Raw genomic sequence first — 17,293 nt, 5'->3', positions numbered from 1 at the left:
TCAGGGTTACATCACTAATGGTTAAAAATTGCTTTTACGTGATAAGGGTCACACTCAGAAGCGAGCGATGAACTGCTCCGCCAGGCCGTAGTTGCCGGGCTGGAAAGCGGCGAAAGCGAACTGACGCTGAAGTAAATTGCAGAACAAAGGAAGTTAAAGCATCGTGTATAAACTCACCCGACGTACGGCTTAAGATTTCACCGATATCTATGATGTTACAGCCCACCGGTCAACGCCCCTTTGTGCTCGTTCAGCAGCCGCAGCATATCCCGCAGATATTACCTTGTCACCGTTCATATTGCAGCAGCAGACGGCCAGGCGGTCGCAATACCGGGTTTATGCTCAAGCCTGGCCTGTGCTTTGAAGATGCCCACGACAGCTACAGCTATTTCCACGCCACCGGCGATCTGCTGATCACCGGCCCGACGCTGACCAACGTTAACGACATCCGCGCGATTCTGATTGCCTGAAATGCACGATCCCCGAGTCAGGGGATCAGCAGAATCTTCGCCGCCGAAACCCGCTGCGATTCCAGATCGTCAAACGCCTGCTGGCCCTCCGCCAGCGGGCGCGTTTCCACCCAGTCCAGCGGCCCAAGCGCCCCTTCCCCCAGCATTTTCAGCGTGACGCAGAAATCATCCATGGTATAGGTGTAGGTGCCGAGCAGGGTGATCTCCGCCAGCGTCAGCTTGCGCATATCGATTTCGCTGGCCCACGCCTGCAGGCCGATGTGCATCACCACCCCGCCGGGTTTCACCGCCTGTAGCGCCATCTGCCGCGTCGGGGCCGCACCCACCGCATCAACCACCAGCTGCATCCGCGCCTCATCAACCGGGGTTTCCAGCGGATTGATGCCGACGCAGCCGGTATGCCGCACCGCCGCCTCCCGCCGCAGGCCGTTGGTTTCCGCCAGGGTGATATCCCGGCAGCCCCAGGCGCGCAGCACCAGCACCGTCAGCAGGCCGATAGCCCCGCCGCCAATCACCAGCGCCCGCGTTTCCGCCAGCGGCAGGGTTAACGCTCGCTGCGTCAACTTCAGCGCGTGAACCACCGTGGCGGCGGGCTCCGTCAGGGCGGCGTGCTGCACGGAGAGCGAATCGGGCAGCTTCACCACCGAGCGCGCGGGGATCTTCATAAACTCGGCAAACGCGCCCGCCCAGTCCATGCCCACCATATGGCGGTCGCTGCACAGATTATCGCGCCCCTGGCGACAGAATTCGCACTGCCCGCAGGTAATCAGCGGATTGGCCGTGACACGGTCACCGATGCGGAAACGCGCGGACTGGCTTTCCACCACCTCGCCCGCCAGTTCATGGCCGAGGACCAGCCCGGGCTGACGACGGGGATCGCTGCCGTGGAACGCGTGCATATCCGAACCGCAGATCCCGGCGGCCCCGATGCGGATCAGCACCAACTCGCTGCCGTCCTCCAGCTGGGGATAAGGGCGTTCCTCAACGCTGACCCGGTAAGGTTGGGTATAAACTAATGCTTTCATCGTTCCTCACTTCATCGTTAAGGTCTGGCCCATCGCCAGACGACCGGCACCGTGGGTACGACGCCATAAATAGAGCGCACAGGCCGCGCTGATCAGGCCGATAATCAGGACATAGGCGCAGATCAGCCACGGTTTCCCGCCGAGCATTTCGGAGAAAATCGTCGCCAGCACCGGGGTCAGTCCGCCGGCAAAAACGCCGGAAATCTGATAGGCAAAGGAGATGCCCGTATAGCGAATCGAGGCGTCAAAGCAGTCCGAATACACCGACGACAGCGTGCCGAAGACCGCCGCATGGAAGATGCCGAACGGAATAACAATCGATGCCCAGATAATCCAGATGTTATCCGCATGGCCGTGCATCAGCGCAAACGCCGGGAAGGCAGACAACCCGGAGAGCGTGGCGCCCATGGCGAAGATCTTCGCCCGACCGTAGCGGTCGGCCATATAGCCCCAGAACGGAATAAAGAAGCTCATTACAAAGGCGCTGGCGAGGATGGCCACAATGGCCTGCCCCCGGGGAATATCCAGCGTCTGGGTCAGCCAGGTCAGCGAGAACACGCCGAAAATATTGAAGAACACGCCGTCGATCAGCCGCATCCCCATGCAGGTAAAGACCAGCCCGGTATGCTTACGGAACAGCTCCACCAGCGGAATGCGCTTCGGCTTATCCTTCTGCGCCTCTTTCGCTCTGAGGAAATCTTCGGTTTCCGCCACGTTGTTGCGGATGTAGGTACCGATGATCACGAACACGCCGCTGAGCAGGAACGGCACCCGCCAGCCCCAGGACATAAACGCCTCGTCCGTCAGCAAAAGTGACGCCAGACCAATCGCCCCCGAGGCCAGCAGCAGCCCGAGCGACATGCCGATCTGCGGAATGCTGGCGAAGAAGGCCCGGTGTTTTTCCGGTGCCGACTCATAGGTCATCAGTATCGCGCCGCCCCATTCACCGCCCAGGCCAATCCCCTGAATCAGGCGACACAGCACCAGCAGGCACGGTGCCCACAGCCCGATCTGGTGATAGCTGGGTATCAGGCCGATAAACACCGTGGCCCCGCCCATAATCACCAGCGTCAGGATCAGCATTTTTTTGCGGCCCAGCGTATCGCCAAAGTGACCAAAAATAATGGCCCCCAGCGGACGCGTTAAGAAACCAATGGCGAACACGCCGTAGGAAAGCAGCGTGGTGATAAAGGGATCGCCCTCCGGGAAATAGAGCTTGTTAAACACCATGCCGGCGACGGTGCCGTACAGGAAAAAGTCGTACCACTCGATTGTCGATCCGAACAGGCTCGACACCGTGACGCGCCGCAGGTTACCGCTGGCTGGCTGTTGCATAATGTGTTCCTCTGCGCTGAGAAGTCAGGGTCAGACGGCGCTGTAGCCGCCGTCGACCATCAGTGTTTGCCCGGTGATGTAGGCGCTGGCCTGGCTGGCGAGAAACAGCGTGACGCCGTGCAGATCGGCCATCTCGCCGTTGCGCCCCAGACAGGTGTGGGCCGCATGGCGCTCGCGCAGTTCGTCACTGGCAAACACCGGCCCGGTCAGCGCCGTGGAGAAGAATCCGGGGCCGATGGCGTTACAGTTCACGCCGTCGCGCCCCCAGCGCTGGGCGATGGCCCGCGTCAGCTGCACAATACCGCCCTTACCCGCGCCGTAGGGTGCGCTGTTGTCAAAGGCGCGCAGGGACTGCAGCGAAGCAATATTGATTATTCGCCCCCAGCCGCGCTGCGCCATGCCCGGGGCCAGTGCCTGGGTCATGAAAAACGGTGCTTTAAGATGCAACGCCAGCTGCTGGTCCCAGGCGGCTTCGCTGACGTCCTCAAACGGCTGCCGCAGATTAATCCCTGCCGCGTTGACCAGGATATCCACCGCACCGCACTGCGACGCCAGCGCATTGATTTCACTGACGCTGCTGACGTCGGCACAGAAATAACGCACCGTCGGTCCCCGCTCGTTCAGCCGCTGCGCCGTTTCCGCCAGCGGCCCTTCGCGGCGGGCGGCGAGGATCACCGAGGCACCGGCCCGGGCTAACGCCTCCGCCATCGCCGCGCCAATCCCACTTCCGCCGCCGGTAACCAGCGCCGTTTTGCCCTGTAGATCAAATAAGGATGCAGGATGCATAAGTTCTCCTTAGCGCGTCACCGGCGTGCCGAGCTGGAAAGCGATGCCGGGGAAATATTTTTCCAGGCGGATTTCGGCGGTGCGGGCGTGGGCTTCCATCCCTTCCAGGCGCGATATCCGCGCGGTGGCCTCACCGATTTGCGGGACTGCTTCACGCGGCATACGTTGCCAGGTCAGCGTTTTCAGGAATTTATGCACCGACAGGCCGCCGGAGTAGCGCGCCGCGCCTTTGGTCGGCAGCACGTGGTTAGGCCCGCTGCATTTATCACCAAAGGCCACGGTGGTTTCTTCCCCGAGGAACAGCGAGCCGTAGCAGCTGAGAGAGTCCAGCCACCAGTTCAGATCGCGGGTATGCACCTCCAGATGTTCGGACGCGTAGCGGTCGGAGATCGCCACCACCTCTTCGCGGGTGTCGCACAGGATCACTTCGCCGTAGTCACGCCACGCACAGCTCGCCGCATCGCGCGCCACCGGCGGCAGCAGATCGATCAGCCGGGGAACCTCCGCCATCACCGCCTCGGCCAGCGCGCGGGAGGTGGTAAACAGCCAGGCGGGCGATTCATGCCCGTGCTCCGCCTGGCCGACCAGATCGCAGGCCACCACGCGGGCATCGGCGCTGTCGTCGGCAATCACCGCCACTTCCGACGGCCCGGCAAACACATCAATGCCCACCTGTCCAAACAGGGTACGTTTGGCTTCGGCAACAAATTTATTGCCCGGCCCCACCACCACATCGGCAGGCGTACCGGTGAACAGCCCCCACGCCATGGTGGAAATCGCCTGCACGCCGCCGAGGGTCATGATGGTGCTGGCTCCCGCCCGGTGGAAGGCGTAAAGCACGCAGGGATGAATCGACTGGCCGAGGTAAGGCCCGGAGCAGGCGATAATATTTTTCACTCCGGCGGCCCTGGCGGTCGCCACGCCCATATAGGCCGAGGCGATGTGGGCATAGCGCCCTGCCGGGGCGTAGCAGCCGACGGTATTGACCGGCAGCACTTTCTGCCCGGCGATCAGCCCGGAAGGCAGCGTCACCTCGATATCCTTCACCGACTCACGCTGGGCACAGGCGAAGGTGTAAACCTGCTCAATGGCATAGTCGATATCCCGACGGACGTCGGCGGGGACTTCGCGTATCTGCGCCGCAATCTGTTCCGGGGTCAGAACGATCTCCCCGCTCCATTTATCCAGCGTGTGGGCATAGCGGCGCACCGCCTCTTCCCCTTCGGCTTTTATTGTCGTGAGCATCTCTTCAACCACACGACGAGCTTCTGAAGTATTGGACTCCGGGGTCTTAGTTGCTTTTTTTAACCAGGTTACAGACATACGCATCTCCGAGGTTTAAATGTGCCCGACGGCTGTTCATCGCGTCGATACTCCTGTGTCATATATATGACTCACCTATATCTATAATGAGCATTTCCCCGAAGCGCAAAAAACAATCGTATAAAAAGTGATCGCGATCGGCTTCATCCCTCAGAAGTTTATCTGCGATCACATTTTAAGCGGGTTTTGTTATCACCTAATCAATAAAGTGATATCAATCATCGATTTAATCGATTTACTTTTGTTGGGCGCCTCCCACCGCCTGCCCCTGCCCCGATCGGCCTTTATTCGTGAAGTCCCTCGCAAAAAAGTAAGCGGGCGGCGAAAAAAATTTTGCTTTCCGCAAGTCATGTAATATATGTCATATACATGAGTTGCATTATTGTTCAAACAGCGGAGGCAGTGATGAGTATTGATTTTGTCGTACATGATGATGGCGATTCTGTTGGGGTGGTCGTGGTGGAAGGCGTGGAAGCAGGCCAGAAACTGACGGGCTGGATCATGGATCAAAACAAAACGATCGAGTTTGCGGTGAAAGATGCCATTCCGATTGGCCATAAGTTAGCCATTCGCGATCTGGCCGTGGATGACACGGTGATCAAATACGGCGAAGACATCGGCCGCGTGGTGGCGGCAATCAAACAGGGCGAGCATCTCCACGTTCACAACGTTAAAACCAAAAGGTGGTAATCATGGAAATCCAGGGAAGCAAGTTTGCAGGCTATCGCCGCGAAAACGGTCGCGTGGGCATTCGCAATCATGTGATTGTGCTGCCGGTGGATGATATCTCCAACGCCGCGGCGGAAGCGGTCGCGAACAATATTAAAGGCACCGTTGCACTGCCGCATCCCTACGGTCGCCTGCAGTTTGGTGAGGATCTGGAGCTGCACTTCCGCACGCTGATCGGCACCGGCTGTAACCCGAACGTGGCGGCGGTGATCGTCATCGGCATCGAGCCGGGCTGGACCCAGCGCGTGGTCGACGGTATTAAAGCCACGGGCAAGCCGGTGGCGGGATTCTGGATTGAGCAGAACGGGGATCACAACACCATCTGCGCCGCATCGCGTAAGGCACGGGAATTTTCGCAGTACGCCTCTGAACTGCAGCGCGAAACATGCGATATCAGCGAGCTGTGGGTGTCGACCAAGTGCGGCGAGTCCGATACCACCTCCGGCTGCGGTGCAAACCCGTCGGTGGGCAACCTGTTCGATCGCCTGCACGCCAACGGCAATACGCTGCTGTTTGGGGAAACCTCCGAGCTGACCGGGGGCGAGCACCTGGTGGCCGCGCGCTGCATCAATGACGACGTGCGCACGAAGTTCCAGTTTATGTTCGATCGCTACAGCGCGATGATCGACCGCTGGAAGACCAGCGATCTCTCCGAGTCGCAGCCGACCAAAGGCAACATCGAAGGCGGGCTGACCACCATTGAAGAGAAAGCGCTGGGCAATATCCAGAAAATCGGCAAAAAGTGCTCCGTGGACGGCGTGCTGGATAAAGCCGAAACGCCGACCGGGCCGGGGCTGTGGTTTATGGATTCCTCCTCCGCCGCCGCCGAAATGGTGACGCTCTGCGCCGCCGCGGGCTATGTGGCGCACTTCTTCCCCACCGGCCAGGGGAACGTGATCGGTAACCCGATCCTGCCGGTGATAAAAATCTGCGCCAACCCGCGCACCGTGCGAACGATGTCCGAGCACATTGATGTGGATGTCTCCGCCCTGCTGCGCCGCGAAATGACCATGGACGGCGCGGGCGACGCGCTGCTGGAGTGCCTGATGCGTACCGCCAACGGTCGCCTGACCGCCGCTGAAGCGCTGGGCCATCGGGAATTTGTTCTGACCCGTATCTTCGAAAGTGCGTAATCTTCCGCCCGCCGCTTCCGGCGGGCATGGCTTTCCCGATCGCCTGCGGCGGTAACCCATCCCGGTTCGCCGCCGCCAGGCACTGCGAGGACATCCGCATGCGATTTCTCAAGCACCTGTACGTCCAGGTCCTCATCGGCCTGGTCGCCGGGGTTGCTGTGGGGTACGCGTTTCCTGATTTAGCCGTTCAGATGAAACCCCTTGGCGATACCTTTATCCGTCTGATTAAAATGGTGGTCACCCTGGTGATCTTCTGCACCGTCGCCATTGGCATTGCCCGCATGGAAAGCCTGAAGCAGGTGGGAAAAGTGGGGGGTAAAACCCTGCTCTACTTTGAGCTGATCACCACCCTGGCGCTGATTATCGGCATGGTGGTGGCCAACGTGATGCAGCCCGGCCGGGGGATGAACGTCGATGCCACGAAGCTCGACGACAGTGCAATGAGCCACTACGTTAACGTCAGCGAGCACAGTAAAGGTTTCCTTGAGCAGATTATCCCCGACTCGGTGATCGGTGCCTTTGCTCAGGGCAATCTGCTGCAGGTGCTGCTGTTTTCGGTGCTGTTTGGCGTGGCGCTGTCGCTGGCCTCTAACCGCAGCGCCTTCCTGACCCAGACCATTGAACAGTGCGGCGAGGTGCTGATGCGCATCGTGGAGCTGATCATGCGGCTGGCCCCGCTCGGGGCGTTTGGCGCAATTGCCTTTACCGTCGGTAAATACGGCCTGACCTCGCTGCAGCATCTCGGTATGCTGATCGTCTGCCTGTATATCACCAGCTTCTTGTTTATCGGCGGCGTGCTCGGCCTGATCTGTAAGCTGGTCGGCGTCAGCCTGTGGCGGCTGATCGTTTACTTCCGTGAAGAGCTGCTGATCGTGTTGGGTACTTCGACCACCGAGTCGGTGCTGCCGCGCCTGATGGTGAAAATGGAAAAACTCGGCTGCGACCGGGCCATCGTTGGCCTGGTGCTTCCCACCGGATATTCCTTTAATCTGGACGGCGCGGCGATTTACCTCACCATGACGTCGTTGTTTATCGCCCAGGCCACCAATACGGACCTTACCCTTTGGCAGCAGATGGGCCTGCTGGTGATCCTGCTGCTGACCTCCAAAGGCGGCGCGGGGGTGGCCGGGGCGGCGCTGATTGCGCTGACCGCGACGCTGGCAACGCATAATATTATTCCCCTGGCGGGGATCACCCTGGTGCTGGGGATAGACCGGATCCTTAATGAAATGCGCGCGGTGACCAATATGATTGGCAACGTGGTGGCCACGCTGGTGATCGCCCGCTGGGAAAATAAGCTGGACCTGGCCCAGGCGCTGGAAGAGCTGCGGACCGGACCCGGTAAAATGGTCCTGCCGGATGCGCCTCTGCCCGATACCGAAGAAGAAGGAAGCACAACACGATGAGCCACGAAACGATTGCCCTGGACGACCTTACCCGCCTGGGGCAACGCACGCTGCTGAAGCTGGGGGTGGAAGTTCAGGCCGCCGCCGATACCTGTGCGGCGCTGATGGCCGCCGAGCGGGCGGGCATTCCCTCGCACGGGTTTGCCCGGCTGCCTTTCTACCTCGATCAGCTGGCCAGCGGCAAGCTGAACGCCCGCGCGCAGCCTTCCATCAGCCAGCGCGGCGCGGTGGTTAACGTCAACGCCGATTCCGGGCTGGCCTTCCCCGCCGTGCAGCGCGGGCTGGATCGCGGCATGGCGCTGGCGCAGGAGTCCGGCATCGTCAGCGTGGCGATCGGTCATTCGCATCACTTTGGCATGGCGGGCTACTACGTCGAACAGGCCGCACGTCAGGGTTTGGTGTGCCTGGCGCTCAGCAACGGTCCGGCGGCGATGGCCCCCTGGGGCGGCAATGCGCCGCTGTACGGCACCAATCCGGTGGCGTTTGCTTCACCGCGCGAGCAGGGAGAGCCGCTGGTGATCGACCTGTCGCTGTCGGAAGTGGCGCGCGGCAAAATCATGCTGGCCAGCCAGAAAAAGGAAGCGATACCGCTGGGCTGGGCTATCGATCGCCAGGGCAACCCGACTCAGGACGCAGACGCCGCGCTGGCGGGCAGCATGGCACCGGCCGGAGGGGCCAAGGGCGCCGCGCTGGCGCTGATGGTGGAGCTGCTGACGGCGGGGCTGACCGGTAGCCACTTTGGCTTCCAGGCCAGTTCATTCTTCAGCGCCGAAGGCGAACCGCCGCATATCGCCCAGCTGCTGCTGCTACTGAATCCGGCGTTTTTCTCAGCGGGCTATTTGCAGCATACCGAAGCGTTGTTTCGGGCGATGCTCGGGCAGCCCGGCGTGCGTCTGCCCGGGGAGCGGCGCCAGGCTCTCGCCAGGCAGAACAGCGCGACGCTGGACCTGCCCGCAGCGCTGCTGGCAACGCTGCGCCTCAGAGCTGATTAAAGTAGGCGTGATGCCGGGTGAGTACGGTGGAAACGCGGTACTCAACCGGTTTATCCTGAAAATCCCTTGCCGTGCGCCAGATGCGCAGCAGCGCCTCGCCTTCGGTGGCATCAAGATGCAGTACCTCATCCGGCCCGGCATTCACCGCGGTAATCTGCTCGTGGGCGTTAGCCACCGTGCAGGCATACTTTTGCTGATACAGCTGATAGAGCGTATTCGGCAGGATCTCCGGTTCGCGGTCCATACCGGAGAAGCGCGCCGCATCCACGTAAACGTGCTCCAGTATCGCCGGCGCTCCGTCGAGATCGCGTACCCGCCAGATGTGAATCACCTTGCTGCCCGGCGCAATATCCAGCGCCGCGGCCTCTTCTGCGGAGGCGGAGCGCAAATGCCTCGCCAGCACCCGGGATAGCGGCAGCGAGCGCTCGCCGTTCTCGCGCAGCACGTTAAAAAAGCGAAACAGCGCGCTGTCCGAATCATGGGCGGCCACCACGGTGCCCTTGCCCTGATAGCGGATCACCACGTTGTTGCTTACCAGCTCGTTCAGCGCCTTGCGCAGCGTGCCGATGCTGACGTTGTAGGCGTCAGCAAGGCTCGCTTCGCTGGGAATATAGGTGCCCGCAGGCCACTCGCCGGAGGCAATTCTTTCCAGCAGCAGCTGGCTGATTTGCAGGTAAAGCGGCTGGAATATCGCCGATTTCACTTCAGCGGATGATGAAATATCCTGATTCATACTGTCTTCCTCCGACCGACAGGCGCTGAATAGTTTTGACAGACATACTATGACATATACAGGAGTTGCAGACATCTTTCCGCGCTGAAATTATGCGCAAAAAGGCAGATTTCACCGGAACTGTGAACTCTGTCGACTATTGTACCGGCAGGCCTTCTTAAGCGGATTTGCGTGGATAACCCTCCGTGCCCGAGGAGTAAAAACGAAGAAGCTTTATTTTTATTCATCTGAATATTATCAATAAATTTAGTTTTTGCGCCCGGCTCATCTCCGTCTTGCGCTATTCATTACGCCGGCTAAATACCCTGAAAACTGTACGTTTACCTGATATTCAGATTAGTTATAACGATATAATAAATTGTTTTTTCAAACCGATTCGTCGCATCCTCAGTCCTATACATGAGGAGAGAGCCATGACCGATATCCCGCTGGTACAGTATTCACACACGGCAAAACGCTTTATCCCGGGCATTCTGCTCACGCTTGCCATTGCACTCAGCACCGCCTGGCTGGGTAATCAGCCGGTGATGTCGGGCCTCGGCCTGGGAGCGCTGACTCTGGCGATTATCGTGGGTATCGTGCTGGGCAACACGGTTTATCCCCTGCTCCACCCGCAGTGCGATGAGGGCGTACAGTTCGCCAAGCAGAAACTGCTGCGGCTGGGCATTATCCTCTACGGCTTCCGGCTGACCTTTCAGCAGGTGATGGATGTCGGGCTGAGCGGCGTGGTGGTCGATGTGGTGATGCTGAGCAGCACCTTTTTGATAGCCAGTTATATGGGGTCACGCCTGCTCGGTATCGATCGCCAGACCGCCTGGCTGATCGGCGCGGGTAGCAGTATCTGCGGTGCGGCGGCGGTACTGGCTACGGCCCCGGTAGTGAAAGCGGAATCTTCTAAAGTCGCCGTGGCGGTCGCCACCGTAGTGATTTTTGGTACCGCCGGGATCTTCCTATATCCGTGGATCTGGCATCACTTTGCACCGCTGATCCCGGGGATATCCGCAACGCAGTTTGGGGTGTACACCGGTTCCACCATGCATGAAGTTGCCCAGGTGGTGGCCGCAGGCCACGCCGTCAGCCCGGAAACCGAAAATGCGGCAGTGATTGCTAAAATGCTGCGCGTGATGATGCTTGCGCCGTTCCTGCTGGTGCTGAGCATCTTCATCAGCCGGGGCACAGCGGAGAGCGGCGCTTCGGCACAGCGCATCGTCTTCCCGTGGTTCGCGCTGATGTTTATCGTGGTGGCGCTGTTTAACTCATTCCACCTGCTGCCGCTGCCGCTGGTCGCCGCCGTCAACAGCCTGGATAACGTGCTGCTGGCGATGGCGATGGCCGCGCTGGGGCTGAGCACGCGTATCAGCCAGCTGATGAAGGCCGGTACCCGTCCGTTTGTACTGGGGTTGCTGCTGTTTGTCTGGCTGATTATCGGCGGCGGCGCGATCAATCTGCTGGTACATCATGCGCTGGCTTAAGGCGTAAAGCGTATTGCATGCCACCCGCTCACTATTCTCTGCCCGGGCGATCCGTATCAGAACAAAACTTCCGTCGTGGCGGCTATGCTTAATCAATATCCGCTATTCATCTGATCATCGGAGAACCCGTAATGAAAATTTTAATGGTACTGACCTCACACGCCGAGCTGGGTAATACCGGAGAAAAAACCGGTTTCTGGCTGGAAGAGTTTGCCGCGCCCTACTACGTCTTCAGGGATGCGGGTGCAGACGTGGTGCTGGCCTCGCCTGCCGGTGGCCAGCCGCCGCTGGATCCCAAAAGCGATCTGCCGGACTTCCAGACGGCAATGACCGATCGCTTCAAGGCCGACAGCACCGCCCAGCAGGCGCTGGCCAGCACCGTCAGGCTGGATACAGTCAGCCATCAGGACTTTGATGCGGTATTTTATCCCGGCGGCCACGGCCCGCTGTGGGATCTGGCCGAATCCGCCGACTCCATTGCGCTGATTGAAGCCTTTGATCGCGCCGCTAAGCCCATCAGCTTTGTCTGCCACGCGCCGGGCGTGCTGCGCCACGTGAAATCCACCGGCGGCGCACCGCGCGTTCAGGGCAAACAGGTGACCGGCTTCAGCAACAGTGAAGAAGCGGCGGTGCAGCTGACCGACGTGGTGCCTCTCCTGATTGAGGATGAATTTATTGCCGCAGGCGCACACTATCAGAAAGGTGCCGACTGGGCCCCGTTCGTGGTGGAAGATGGCAATCTGATCACCGGTCAGAACCCAGCCAGTTCGGAAGCCGTGGCGAAGGCACTGCTGAAAAAACTGGGCTGAAAGTTTGCATTTCGAACCGCGTGAGAATGCCGGGCCAGTCACTGGCCCGGCAGTTTTCGTTAAGATTAGCGGTAGATTTTCCCCATCAGGAAATCCGGCCAGTTCTTTTCAAAAAAGACCTTACTTAAATTAACCGGATCGTTCACCGGTCGCGATGAAGAGTGGAAGCCTTTACCATCCCAGGCTATCAATAATTTACTGTCCTGAACTGCGGTGGTTTCAGAACGAAAACGCCATTTTTCAATCGGCCCACTGCGGCCTTCGGGAACCGAGTCGCCCTGTTCATCAAGAATAATGCGGGCACCACGACTGCCGCCGCCCGCCTCAATATAGGTATTCAGCATGGTCATCACCGCTGCAGAGGTCAGTGCAAAGTGCCGCCAGAGCAGATTTTCGGTCAGACGAGTCAGGCTTGAAAGCTTCATGCCTTTCGCCAGCACCTCGTTCAGCAGCACGTCAGCACGCTGCCGCTCTATTGCCGTGTCTTCGGCTGCGACAACAAATCCGGCCTGGTCCGACATGCGGTTACGAATTTCGGTTTTCAGCGCAACGGGATCGATAGCGTCTTCCGACAGTGATTTTTCAGCCCACTGAATGATATCCGCCATCACATCCGCATAATCGATTTCCCCTTCACGCGCGGCCAGCCGCTGGCGCTGCTGCACGTCGTGCGCCACCTTCTGCGCCACCCGCACACCAAATACCTGTCCGGAGTTCAGCGCCGCACCGCCGGGCCGGGTGACGCCATGGGTGCCAGCCACTTCACCCAGCGCAAAGCAGCCGGCCAGGCTGGTTTCCCCCCAGATGTCCACCTCAATACCGCCGTTCATATGCTGATTATTGACCGCAAATTCCAGCGGGCTGCGCGTGATATCACAGCCGTGCATGGCATAAAGCTCGATGGCCAGCGGATTCATCTGTTTCAGCCGATCGATGGGCAGTTCAGCCGCGCATTCGTTATTGGCGAGGTAGCTGCTGACGTCCGCATCAAGCCGCGCCAGCGAGAACGGCAGATCCCCCGGAACCGGCTGCGGATTGCGGTTGAAATCCATATACACCCGGTGCCCGTTTTTCACCTCTTCGGCAATCGCCATATCCACCAGGCTGGAGCCGTGTTCCAGCGTGCGCGTGGCGTGGAACGGCCACTGATAGCCTTTGCGAAAGACGTTCGAGGCCAGCTCCTGCGTGGTGCGATAATACTGCGCAAGGAAATTATGCTCGTTACCCTGCGCATCCACCGAATAGATATAAGGGATAACCTGCACATAGGTCCCTGACAGATTCCAGGGAAACGCCGTGCGTGGCGTACCGATGCCAAACTGGCTCTCAATAATATTGGCTAACTTCAGTCCGCCTTCCAACGCCAGCCCCAGCGAACCGTAACACTTCTTCGGGTAAACGCTGTCGCGATACATATCCCCCGGCCCGCCGGTGGCCAGCACCACCGATGCGGCATTGATAACCCCAAAGCGATAGGGATTGTGAATCGCGCTGCCGGTGCTGACCAGCAAACCGGCACAGTGCTCCACACCTGCGCTGTCCCGCTGCTTGATCAGCTTTAGCGCCGTTGTGGCGGTCAGCATCGGTATCGCCAGGCGCTGCGTCTCCTCCAGCAACACTTTCACCATCAGCCGCGAGGTACGCGGACCGCAGCTGGTGGCGCGACCAGCCTCATCATGATCGGTTTGATAGCGCAATATCGAACCGAATCGGTCTTCCGGCAGTTCAAGCCCCAGATACTGCAACCCCGCCAGAGTGTGTATGGACCCCACGGCCTCTACGTAGGCGATATCTTTGTCCATCGCGCCGCCGGAACTCAGCGCCGCCGCCAACTGATGGAAGTTATCACCATTTTTGCCGGTCGCCGCGGTAAACAACGTCTGCTTGTCCGAACCCGAACAAGCCGAGGTCCCCATATACAGCCCCGATGTCACCAGCAGAACGTTGACGTTTTTTCGCTTCAGCTCCACAGCGGCACGCAGACCGGCAGCCCCGGTACCGACCACCACCGCGTCATAGTGATAAAACGGAATATCCAGCCCATTAATATGCCTTATTTCGCTTTCCCGGACTTTATTAAATGATTTAGGAAAGGATACCTGCGTCAGGTTATCCAGAATCTGTTGATCAACAGCACTCATATTTTTTTCCACAAAAATTTTATTTAATTAACGCGTACACTTCACGGCATAGAACAGAATGACGCCGAAGCTGAACACCGGAATAATAAACGCGGTTGCCATTGAGGAGTAATCGGCAATCATACCCATCAGATATGGCGAAATTGCACCACCAACCAATGTCATCACCAGATAAGATCCCGCACGCTTTGACTGTGCGCCGAGGTTTTTCACCCCCATGGCAAAAATGCACGGATACATAATCGACAGGAAGAAGAAAATCACCACCAGTCCGATAACGGAAATTTTTTCCACCCCCATCACCGCCAGCGAGCACAGCAGAATATTAATAATGCTGTAGGTAATTAACATGCTGCGTGGCGCGAAATACTTCATCACCCAGGTGCTGACAAAACGACCAACCATAAAGGTCAACATCGCACAGGAGAGCAGATAAGAGGCGTCCTGCACGCTGGTACCTTTCCAGTGGTCAATCGCGTAGTTGATAAAGAATGAGGCGATCCCCACGTGCGCGGCCATATAAAAGAACTGGGCGGCCAGCGCGCCGGTAAAGCTCGGTTTTTTCCAGATACTCTGCTTAACAGCACCGACGCGGCTGTCATCGCGTGCTTCCTGAACTTCCGGCAGGCGGGTGACGATAAACACCACCATCAGCAGCAGTACCACAGCAGCCAGCACCACGTAGGTGGTCATCACCGGATCAAAGTCGTGCCCGGCAATGCGGATATCCGGCGCGAAGAACAGCGTACCGCCGATAATTGGCCCCATAAACACGCCAAGACCGTTAAAGGACTGGGCGAAATTCAGGCGACGTTCAGCATTATCGGCATCCCCCAGTACGGATGCATACAGATTGGCCGAAGTTTCCAGACAACCCAGCCCGCAGGCCAGAATAAAAAGCGCAAACAGGAAAAAGGCAAACGTACCGACTGACGTTGCCGGAACAAACAATAACGCGCCAGCGGCAAACAGTAATAATCCGCAGATAACGCCAAGCTTGTAGCCATAACGCTGCATCACCGCGCCGACCGGGATCGCCACGAGGAAATAAGCACCGTAATAGGCCATCTGCAAATAGCCGGACTGCGCCTTGCTGACGTTTAAGGAGTCCTGGAAATGTTTATTTAAAACATCCAGCAGGCCGTGGGAAAGCCCCCACAGGAAAAACAACGAGGTGATCATGCCAAAAGCCAGCTTTACCGAAACAGTCTTATTATTAAATGCAGGAACAGAAGCGATGTTATTATCAATACTCATACAGACCTCTTCGCAGATGTTTTTTTAGTGTTTAGTGACTGCCCAACCGACCGAGAATGGCATCCGCTGCCTTTTCGGCAATCATGATGGTCGGTGCGTTGGTATTACTGCTCGGGACGCGTGGTATCACGGATGAATCCGCAATGCGCAGGCCTTCAAGACCAAAGACCTTCAGATGCTCATCCACTACCGCATCAGGATCGCTCTCTACACCCAGGCGGCAGGTGCCTACAGGGTGATGATCGGTTTTTGCGTTCTGGCAGGCATACTCGAAGAGCTCGTCATCGGTACGGATCTGCGGCGAAGGCAGACGAATTTCCTTCACGTAAGGCTTGAACGCATCCTGCGACAGGATTTCACGCACCAGCTTCAGGCCGCGCAGTGACATTTCGCGATCGTAAGGGTCCGCCCAGTAGTTGGGATCGATCAGCGGCGCATCGGCCGGATTGCCGCTCGCCAGCCGCAGCGTGCCGCGCGAGCGCGGGCGCAGGAATGCGGAGTTCAGCGTCACGCCGGAGTTTTTCATCTGCTCAACGCCCGCTTCAATGCCGGACCCCAGCCCCAGGTGGAACTGCACGTCCGGTGACCGCGCGTTGCTGTCCAGATACCAGAACCCCCCGGTTTCAAACAGGCTTGAGGCCACCGGCCCCTTCTTCAGCAGCAGATACTGCAAACCGGCCCAGGCCGCATGATGAATTTTCAGGCAGGGGTCGTAGGTATGGTCGCCGGTACACTCGGCAATAGCGAACAGGTCGAGGTGATCCTGCAGATTGCTTCCCACGCCCGCCAGATCATGTTTCACAGTAATACCCTGCTCTTCCAGATGCCGGGCCGGGCCGATCCCGGAAAGCATCAGCAGCTTAGGCGAACCAAAGGCACCGGAGGTGACGATCACCTCCCGCGTAGCGCGTACCTGCTGCGTCCCGCCGCTGCCGGTGGCAATTTCCACACCGGTCGCCCGCTTGCCTTCGAGCAAAATGCGCAGGGTGAAAGTATTCAGCTTCACGGTCAGGTTTGGCCGCGACTGCGCCGGACGCAAATATGCCACCGACGTTGAGGAGCGTTTAGCATTGAGCTGGGTAAGCTGGTAATAACCTAACCCGCCCTGATGCTCACCGTTAAAGTCCGGGTTATAGGGAATATTTAATTCCTGTCCGGCCTGGAAAAAAGCTTCGCAAATAGGCAACGGGCTGATGGGATTTGATACGCCAAGCGGACCGCGATAATCATGATATTCATTAACGAAACGCTGGTTTTTTTCGGATTTTTTAAAATAGGGCAGCACATCTTTATAAGCCCAGTTTTTTACGCCGCAGGCCTGTTCCCATTCGTCATAATCATGTTTCGATCCACGAGTATAAACCTGCGCGTTAACCGATGATCCACCGCCAATCACTTTCGCCTGGGTAAATCTTAATACGCGATTATTCAAATGCTTCTGCGGCACAGTGTGCCAGCCCCAGCTGCTACGGCCCTTGGTCATTTTGGCAAAGCCGGCGGGCATGCTGAACAGCGGATGGGTATCACCCCCGCCCGCCTCCAGCAGCAACACCTTAATTGCCGGGTCCTCGCTGAGCCGGTTCGCCAAAACGCAACCGGCAGATCCTCCGCCGATAATAATATAATCGTATTCCACGTTGACCTCACGTCATGAGACGGCAGCCATCTTATTCGGATGGCCG

14 protein-coding genes and 1 pseudogene are annotated in these 17,293 nt (G+C 58.4%); 7 read left to right on the top strand and 8 right to left on the bottom strand.

Features of this window, described 5'->3' with window-relative positions; translation table 11 throughout:
• Positions 1-365 precede the first annotated feature (365 nt).
• A pseudogene (locus EC836_RS24975) lies at positions 366-470 on the top strand (MOFRL family protein); the annotation flags it as partial.
• A 17-nt stretch (positions 471-487) separates the two neighbouring features.
• On the opposite strand, the gene EC836_RS11715 reads toward EC836_RS24975, so the two are convergent.
• Genes EC836_RS11715 through hisD form a run of 4 tightly spaced genes read right to left on the bottom strand, consistent with a single transcriptional unit; the run spans position 488 to position 4,939 of the window.
• Entirely contained in the window at positions 488-1,495 is a 1,008-nt protein-coding gene (locus EC836_RS11715; RefSeq protein WP_123333241.1) for an alcohol dehydrogenase catalytic domain-containing protein, read from the bottom strand.
• Positions 1,496-1,501: 6 nt separating this feature from the next.
• On the bottom strand, positions 1,502-2,830 hold the full coding sequence (locus tag EC836_RS11710) for an MFS transporter (RefSeq protein WP_123333239.1): 1,329 nt from the start codon (positions 2,828-2,830) through the stop codon (positions 1,502-1,504).
• A gap of 30 nt (positions 2,831-2,860) precedes the next feature.
• Positions 2,861-3,616 carry an SDR family NAD(P)-dependent oxidoreductase gene (locus tag EC836_RS11705; protein ID WP_123333237.1) on the bottom strand — a complete coding sequence of 252 codons (756 nt, stop codon included), beginning with the start codon at positions 3,614-3,616 and terminating at the stop codon, positions 2,861-2,863.
• Between the two features lie 9 nt (positions 3,617-3,625).
• Entirely contained in the window at positions 3,626-4,939 is a 1,314-nt protein-coding gene (gene hisD, locus EC836_RS11700; RefSeq protein ID WP_123333235.1) for a histidinol dehydrogenase, read from the bottom strand.
• Between the two features lie 405 nt (positions 4,940-5,344).
• Between hisD and EC836_RS11695 the strand changes: the two genes are divergently transcribed.
• The 4 genes from EC836_RS11695 (at position 5,345) to EC836_RS11680 (ending at position 9,199) form a co-directional block, all read left to right on the top strand.
• Positions 5,345-5,629, top strand: coding sequence for a UxaA family hydrolase (locus EC836_RS11695; protein WP_105591934.1), 285 nt, complete (start codon positions 5,345-5,347; stop codon positions 5,627-5,629).
• Positions 5,630-5,631: 2 nt separating this feature from the next.
• On the top strand, positions 5,632-6,801 hold the full coding sequence (locus EC836_RS11690; RefSeq protein WP_199735132.1) for a UxaA family hydrolase: 1,170 nt from the start codon (positions 5,632-5,634) through the stop codon (positions 6,799-6,801).
• A gap of 92 nt (positions 6,802-6,893) precedes the next feature.
• Positions 6,894-8,207 carry a C4-dicarboxylate transporter DctA gene (gene dctA, locus EC836_RS11685; RefSeq protein ID WP_370347743.1) on the top strand — a complete coding sequence of 438 codons (1,314 nt, stop codon included), beginning with the start codon at positions 6,894-6,896 and terminating at the stop codon, positions 8,205-8,207.
• Positions 8,204-9,199: an Ldh family oxidoreductase gene (locus EC836_RS11680; protein WP_123333229.1), complete on the top strand. Its 996-nt coding sequence runs from the start codon at positions 8,204-8,206 to the stop codon at positions 9,197-9,199. The genes dctA and EC836_RS11680 overlap by 4 nt, the downstream gene beginning before the upstream one ends.
• On the opposite strand, the gene EC836_RS11675 is transcribed toward EC836_RS11680, so the two are convergent.
• Positions 9,186-9,932, bottom strand: coding sequence for a GntR family transcriptional regulator (locus tag EC836_RS11675; RefSeq protein WP_123333227.1), 747 nt, complete (start codon positions 9,930-9,932; stop codon positions 9,186-9,188). The two genes, EC836_RS11680 and EC836_RS11675, sit on opposite strands and share 14 nt — an antisense overlap.
• Before the next feature lie 413 nt (positions 9,933-10,345).
• Here EC836_RS11675 and EC836_RS11670 point away from each other — a divergent pair, with 413 nt between their 5' ends.
• Positions 10,346-11,404: a YeiH family protein gene (locus EC836_RS11670; protein WP_123333225.1), complete on the top strand. Its 1,059-nt coding sequence runs from the start codon at positions 10,346-10,348 to the stop codon at positions 11,402-11,404.
• Between the two features lie 131 nt (positions 11,405-11,535).
• Entirely contained in the window at positions 11,536-12,213 is a 678-nt protein-coding gene (locus tag EC836_RS11665; RefSeq protein WP_123333223.1) for a type 1 glutamine amidotransferase domain-containing protein, read from the top strand.
• A gap of 65 nt (positions 12,214-12,278) precedes the next feature.
• Here EC836_RS11665 and EC836_RS11660 read toward each other — a convergent pair whose 3' ends face one another.
• The 3 genes from EC836_RS11660 to EC836_RS11650 are packed head-to-tail and all read right to left on the bottom strand — an operon-like array spanning position 12,279 to position 17,247.
• A complete protein-coding gene (locus tag EC836_RS11660; protein WP_123333221.1) occupies positions 12,279-14,354 on the bottom strand; it encodes an FAD-binding protein in 2,076 nt (691 codons plus the stop codon).
• Positions 14,355-14,381: 27 nt separating this feature from the next.
• Complete coding sequence (locus EC836_RS11655; protein ID WP_233599277.1) at positions 14,382-15,611, bottom strand: MFS transporter; 1,230 nt, start codon at positions 15,609-15,611, stop codon at positions 14,382-14,384.
• Between the two features lie 31 nt (positions 15,612-15,642).
• The gene (locus tag EC836_RS11650; protein ID WP_123333219.1) at positions 15,643-17,247 is read right to left on the bottom strand and encodes a GMC family oxidoreductase; all 1,605 of its coding nucleotides are present in this window, start codon (positions 17,245-17,247) and stop codon (positions 15,643-15,645) included.
• Between the last annotated feature and the right edge of the window lie 46 nt (positions 17,248-17,293).

Origin of the sequence: Erwinia sp. JUb26 (assembly GCF_003751505.1) — a bacterium.
Classification (GTDB): Bacteria; Pseudomonadota; Gammaproteobacteria; order Enterobacterales; family Enterobacteriaceae; genus Erwinia.
Note: the sequence above shows the minus strand (reverse complement) of the source record. Positions and strands in the feature narration are given on the sequence as shown.

Bases quoted from the DNA above. Each gene is read 5' to 3' on its own strand.
- EC836_RS11715 (WP_123333241.1), bottom strand. From the start codon at position 1,495: ATGAAAGCATTAGTTTATACCCAACCTTACCGGGTCAGCGTTGAGGAA.
- EC836_RS11710 (WP_123333239.1), bottom strand. From the start codon at position 2,830: ATGCAACAGCCAGCCAGCGGTAACCTGCGGCGCGTCACGGTGTCGAGC.
- EC836_RS11705 (WP_123333237.1), bottom strand. From the start codon at position 3,616: ATGCATCCTGCATCCTTATTTGATCTACAGGGCAAAACGGCGCTGGTT.
- hisD (WP_123333235.1), bottom strand. From the start codon at position 4,939: ATGTCTGTAACCTGGTTAAAAAAAGCAACTAAGACCCCGGAGTCCAAT.
- EC836_RS11695 (WP_105591934.1), top strand. From the start codon at position 5,345: ATGAGTATTGATTTTGTCGTACATGATGATGGCGATTCTGTTGGGGTG.
- EC836_RS11690 (WP_199735132.1), top strand. From the start codon at position 5,632: ATGGAAATCCAGGGAAGCAAGTTTGCAGGCTATCGCCGCGAAAACGGT.
- EC836_RS11680 (WP_123333229.1), top strand. From the start codon at position 8,204: ATGAGCCACGAAACGATTGCCCTGGACGACCTTACCCGCCTGGGGCAA.
- EC836_RS11675 (WP_123333227.1), bottom strand. From the start codon at position 9,932: ATGAATCAGGATATTTCATCATCCGCTGAAGTGAAATCGGCGATATTC.
- EC836_RS11670 (WP_123333225.1), top strand. From the start codon at position 10,346: ATGACCGATATCCCGCTGGTACAGTATTCACACACGGCAAAACGCTTT.
- EC836_RS11665 (WP_123333223.1), top strand. From the start codon at position 11,536: ATGAAAATTTTAATGGTACTGACCTCACACGCCGAGCTGGGTAATACC.
- EC836_RS11660 (WP_123333221.1), bottom strand. From the start codon at position 14,354: ATGAGTGCTGTTGATCAACAGATTCTGGATAACCTGACGCAGGTATCC.
- EC836_RS11655 (WP_233599277.1), bottom strand. From the start codon at position 15,611: ATGAGTATTGATAATAACATCGCTTCTGTTCCTGCATTTAATAATAAG.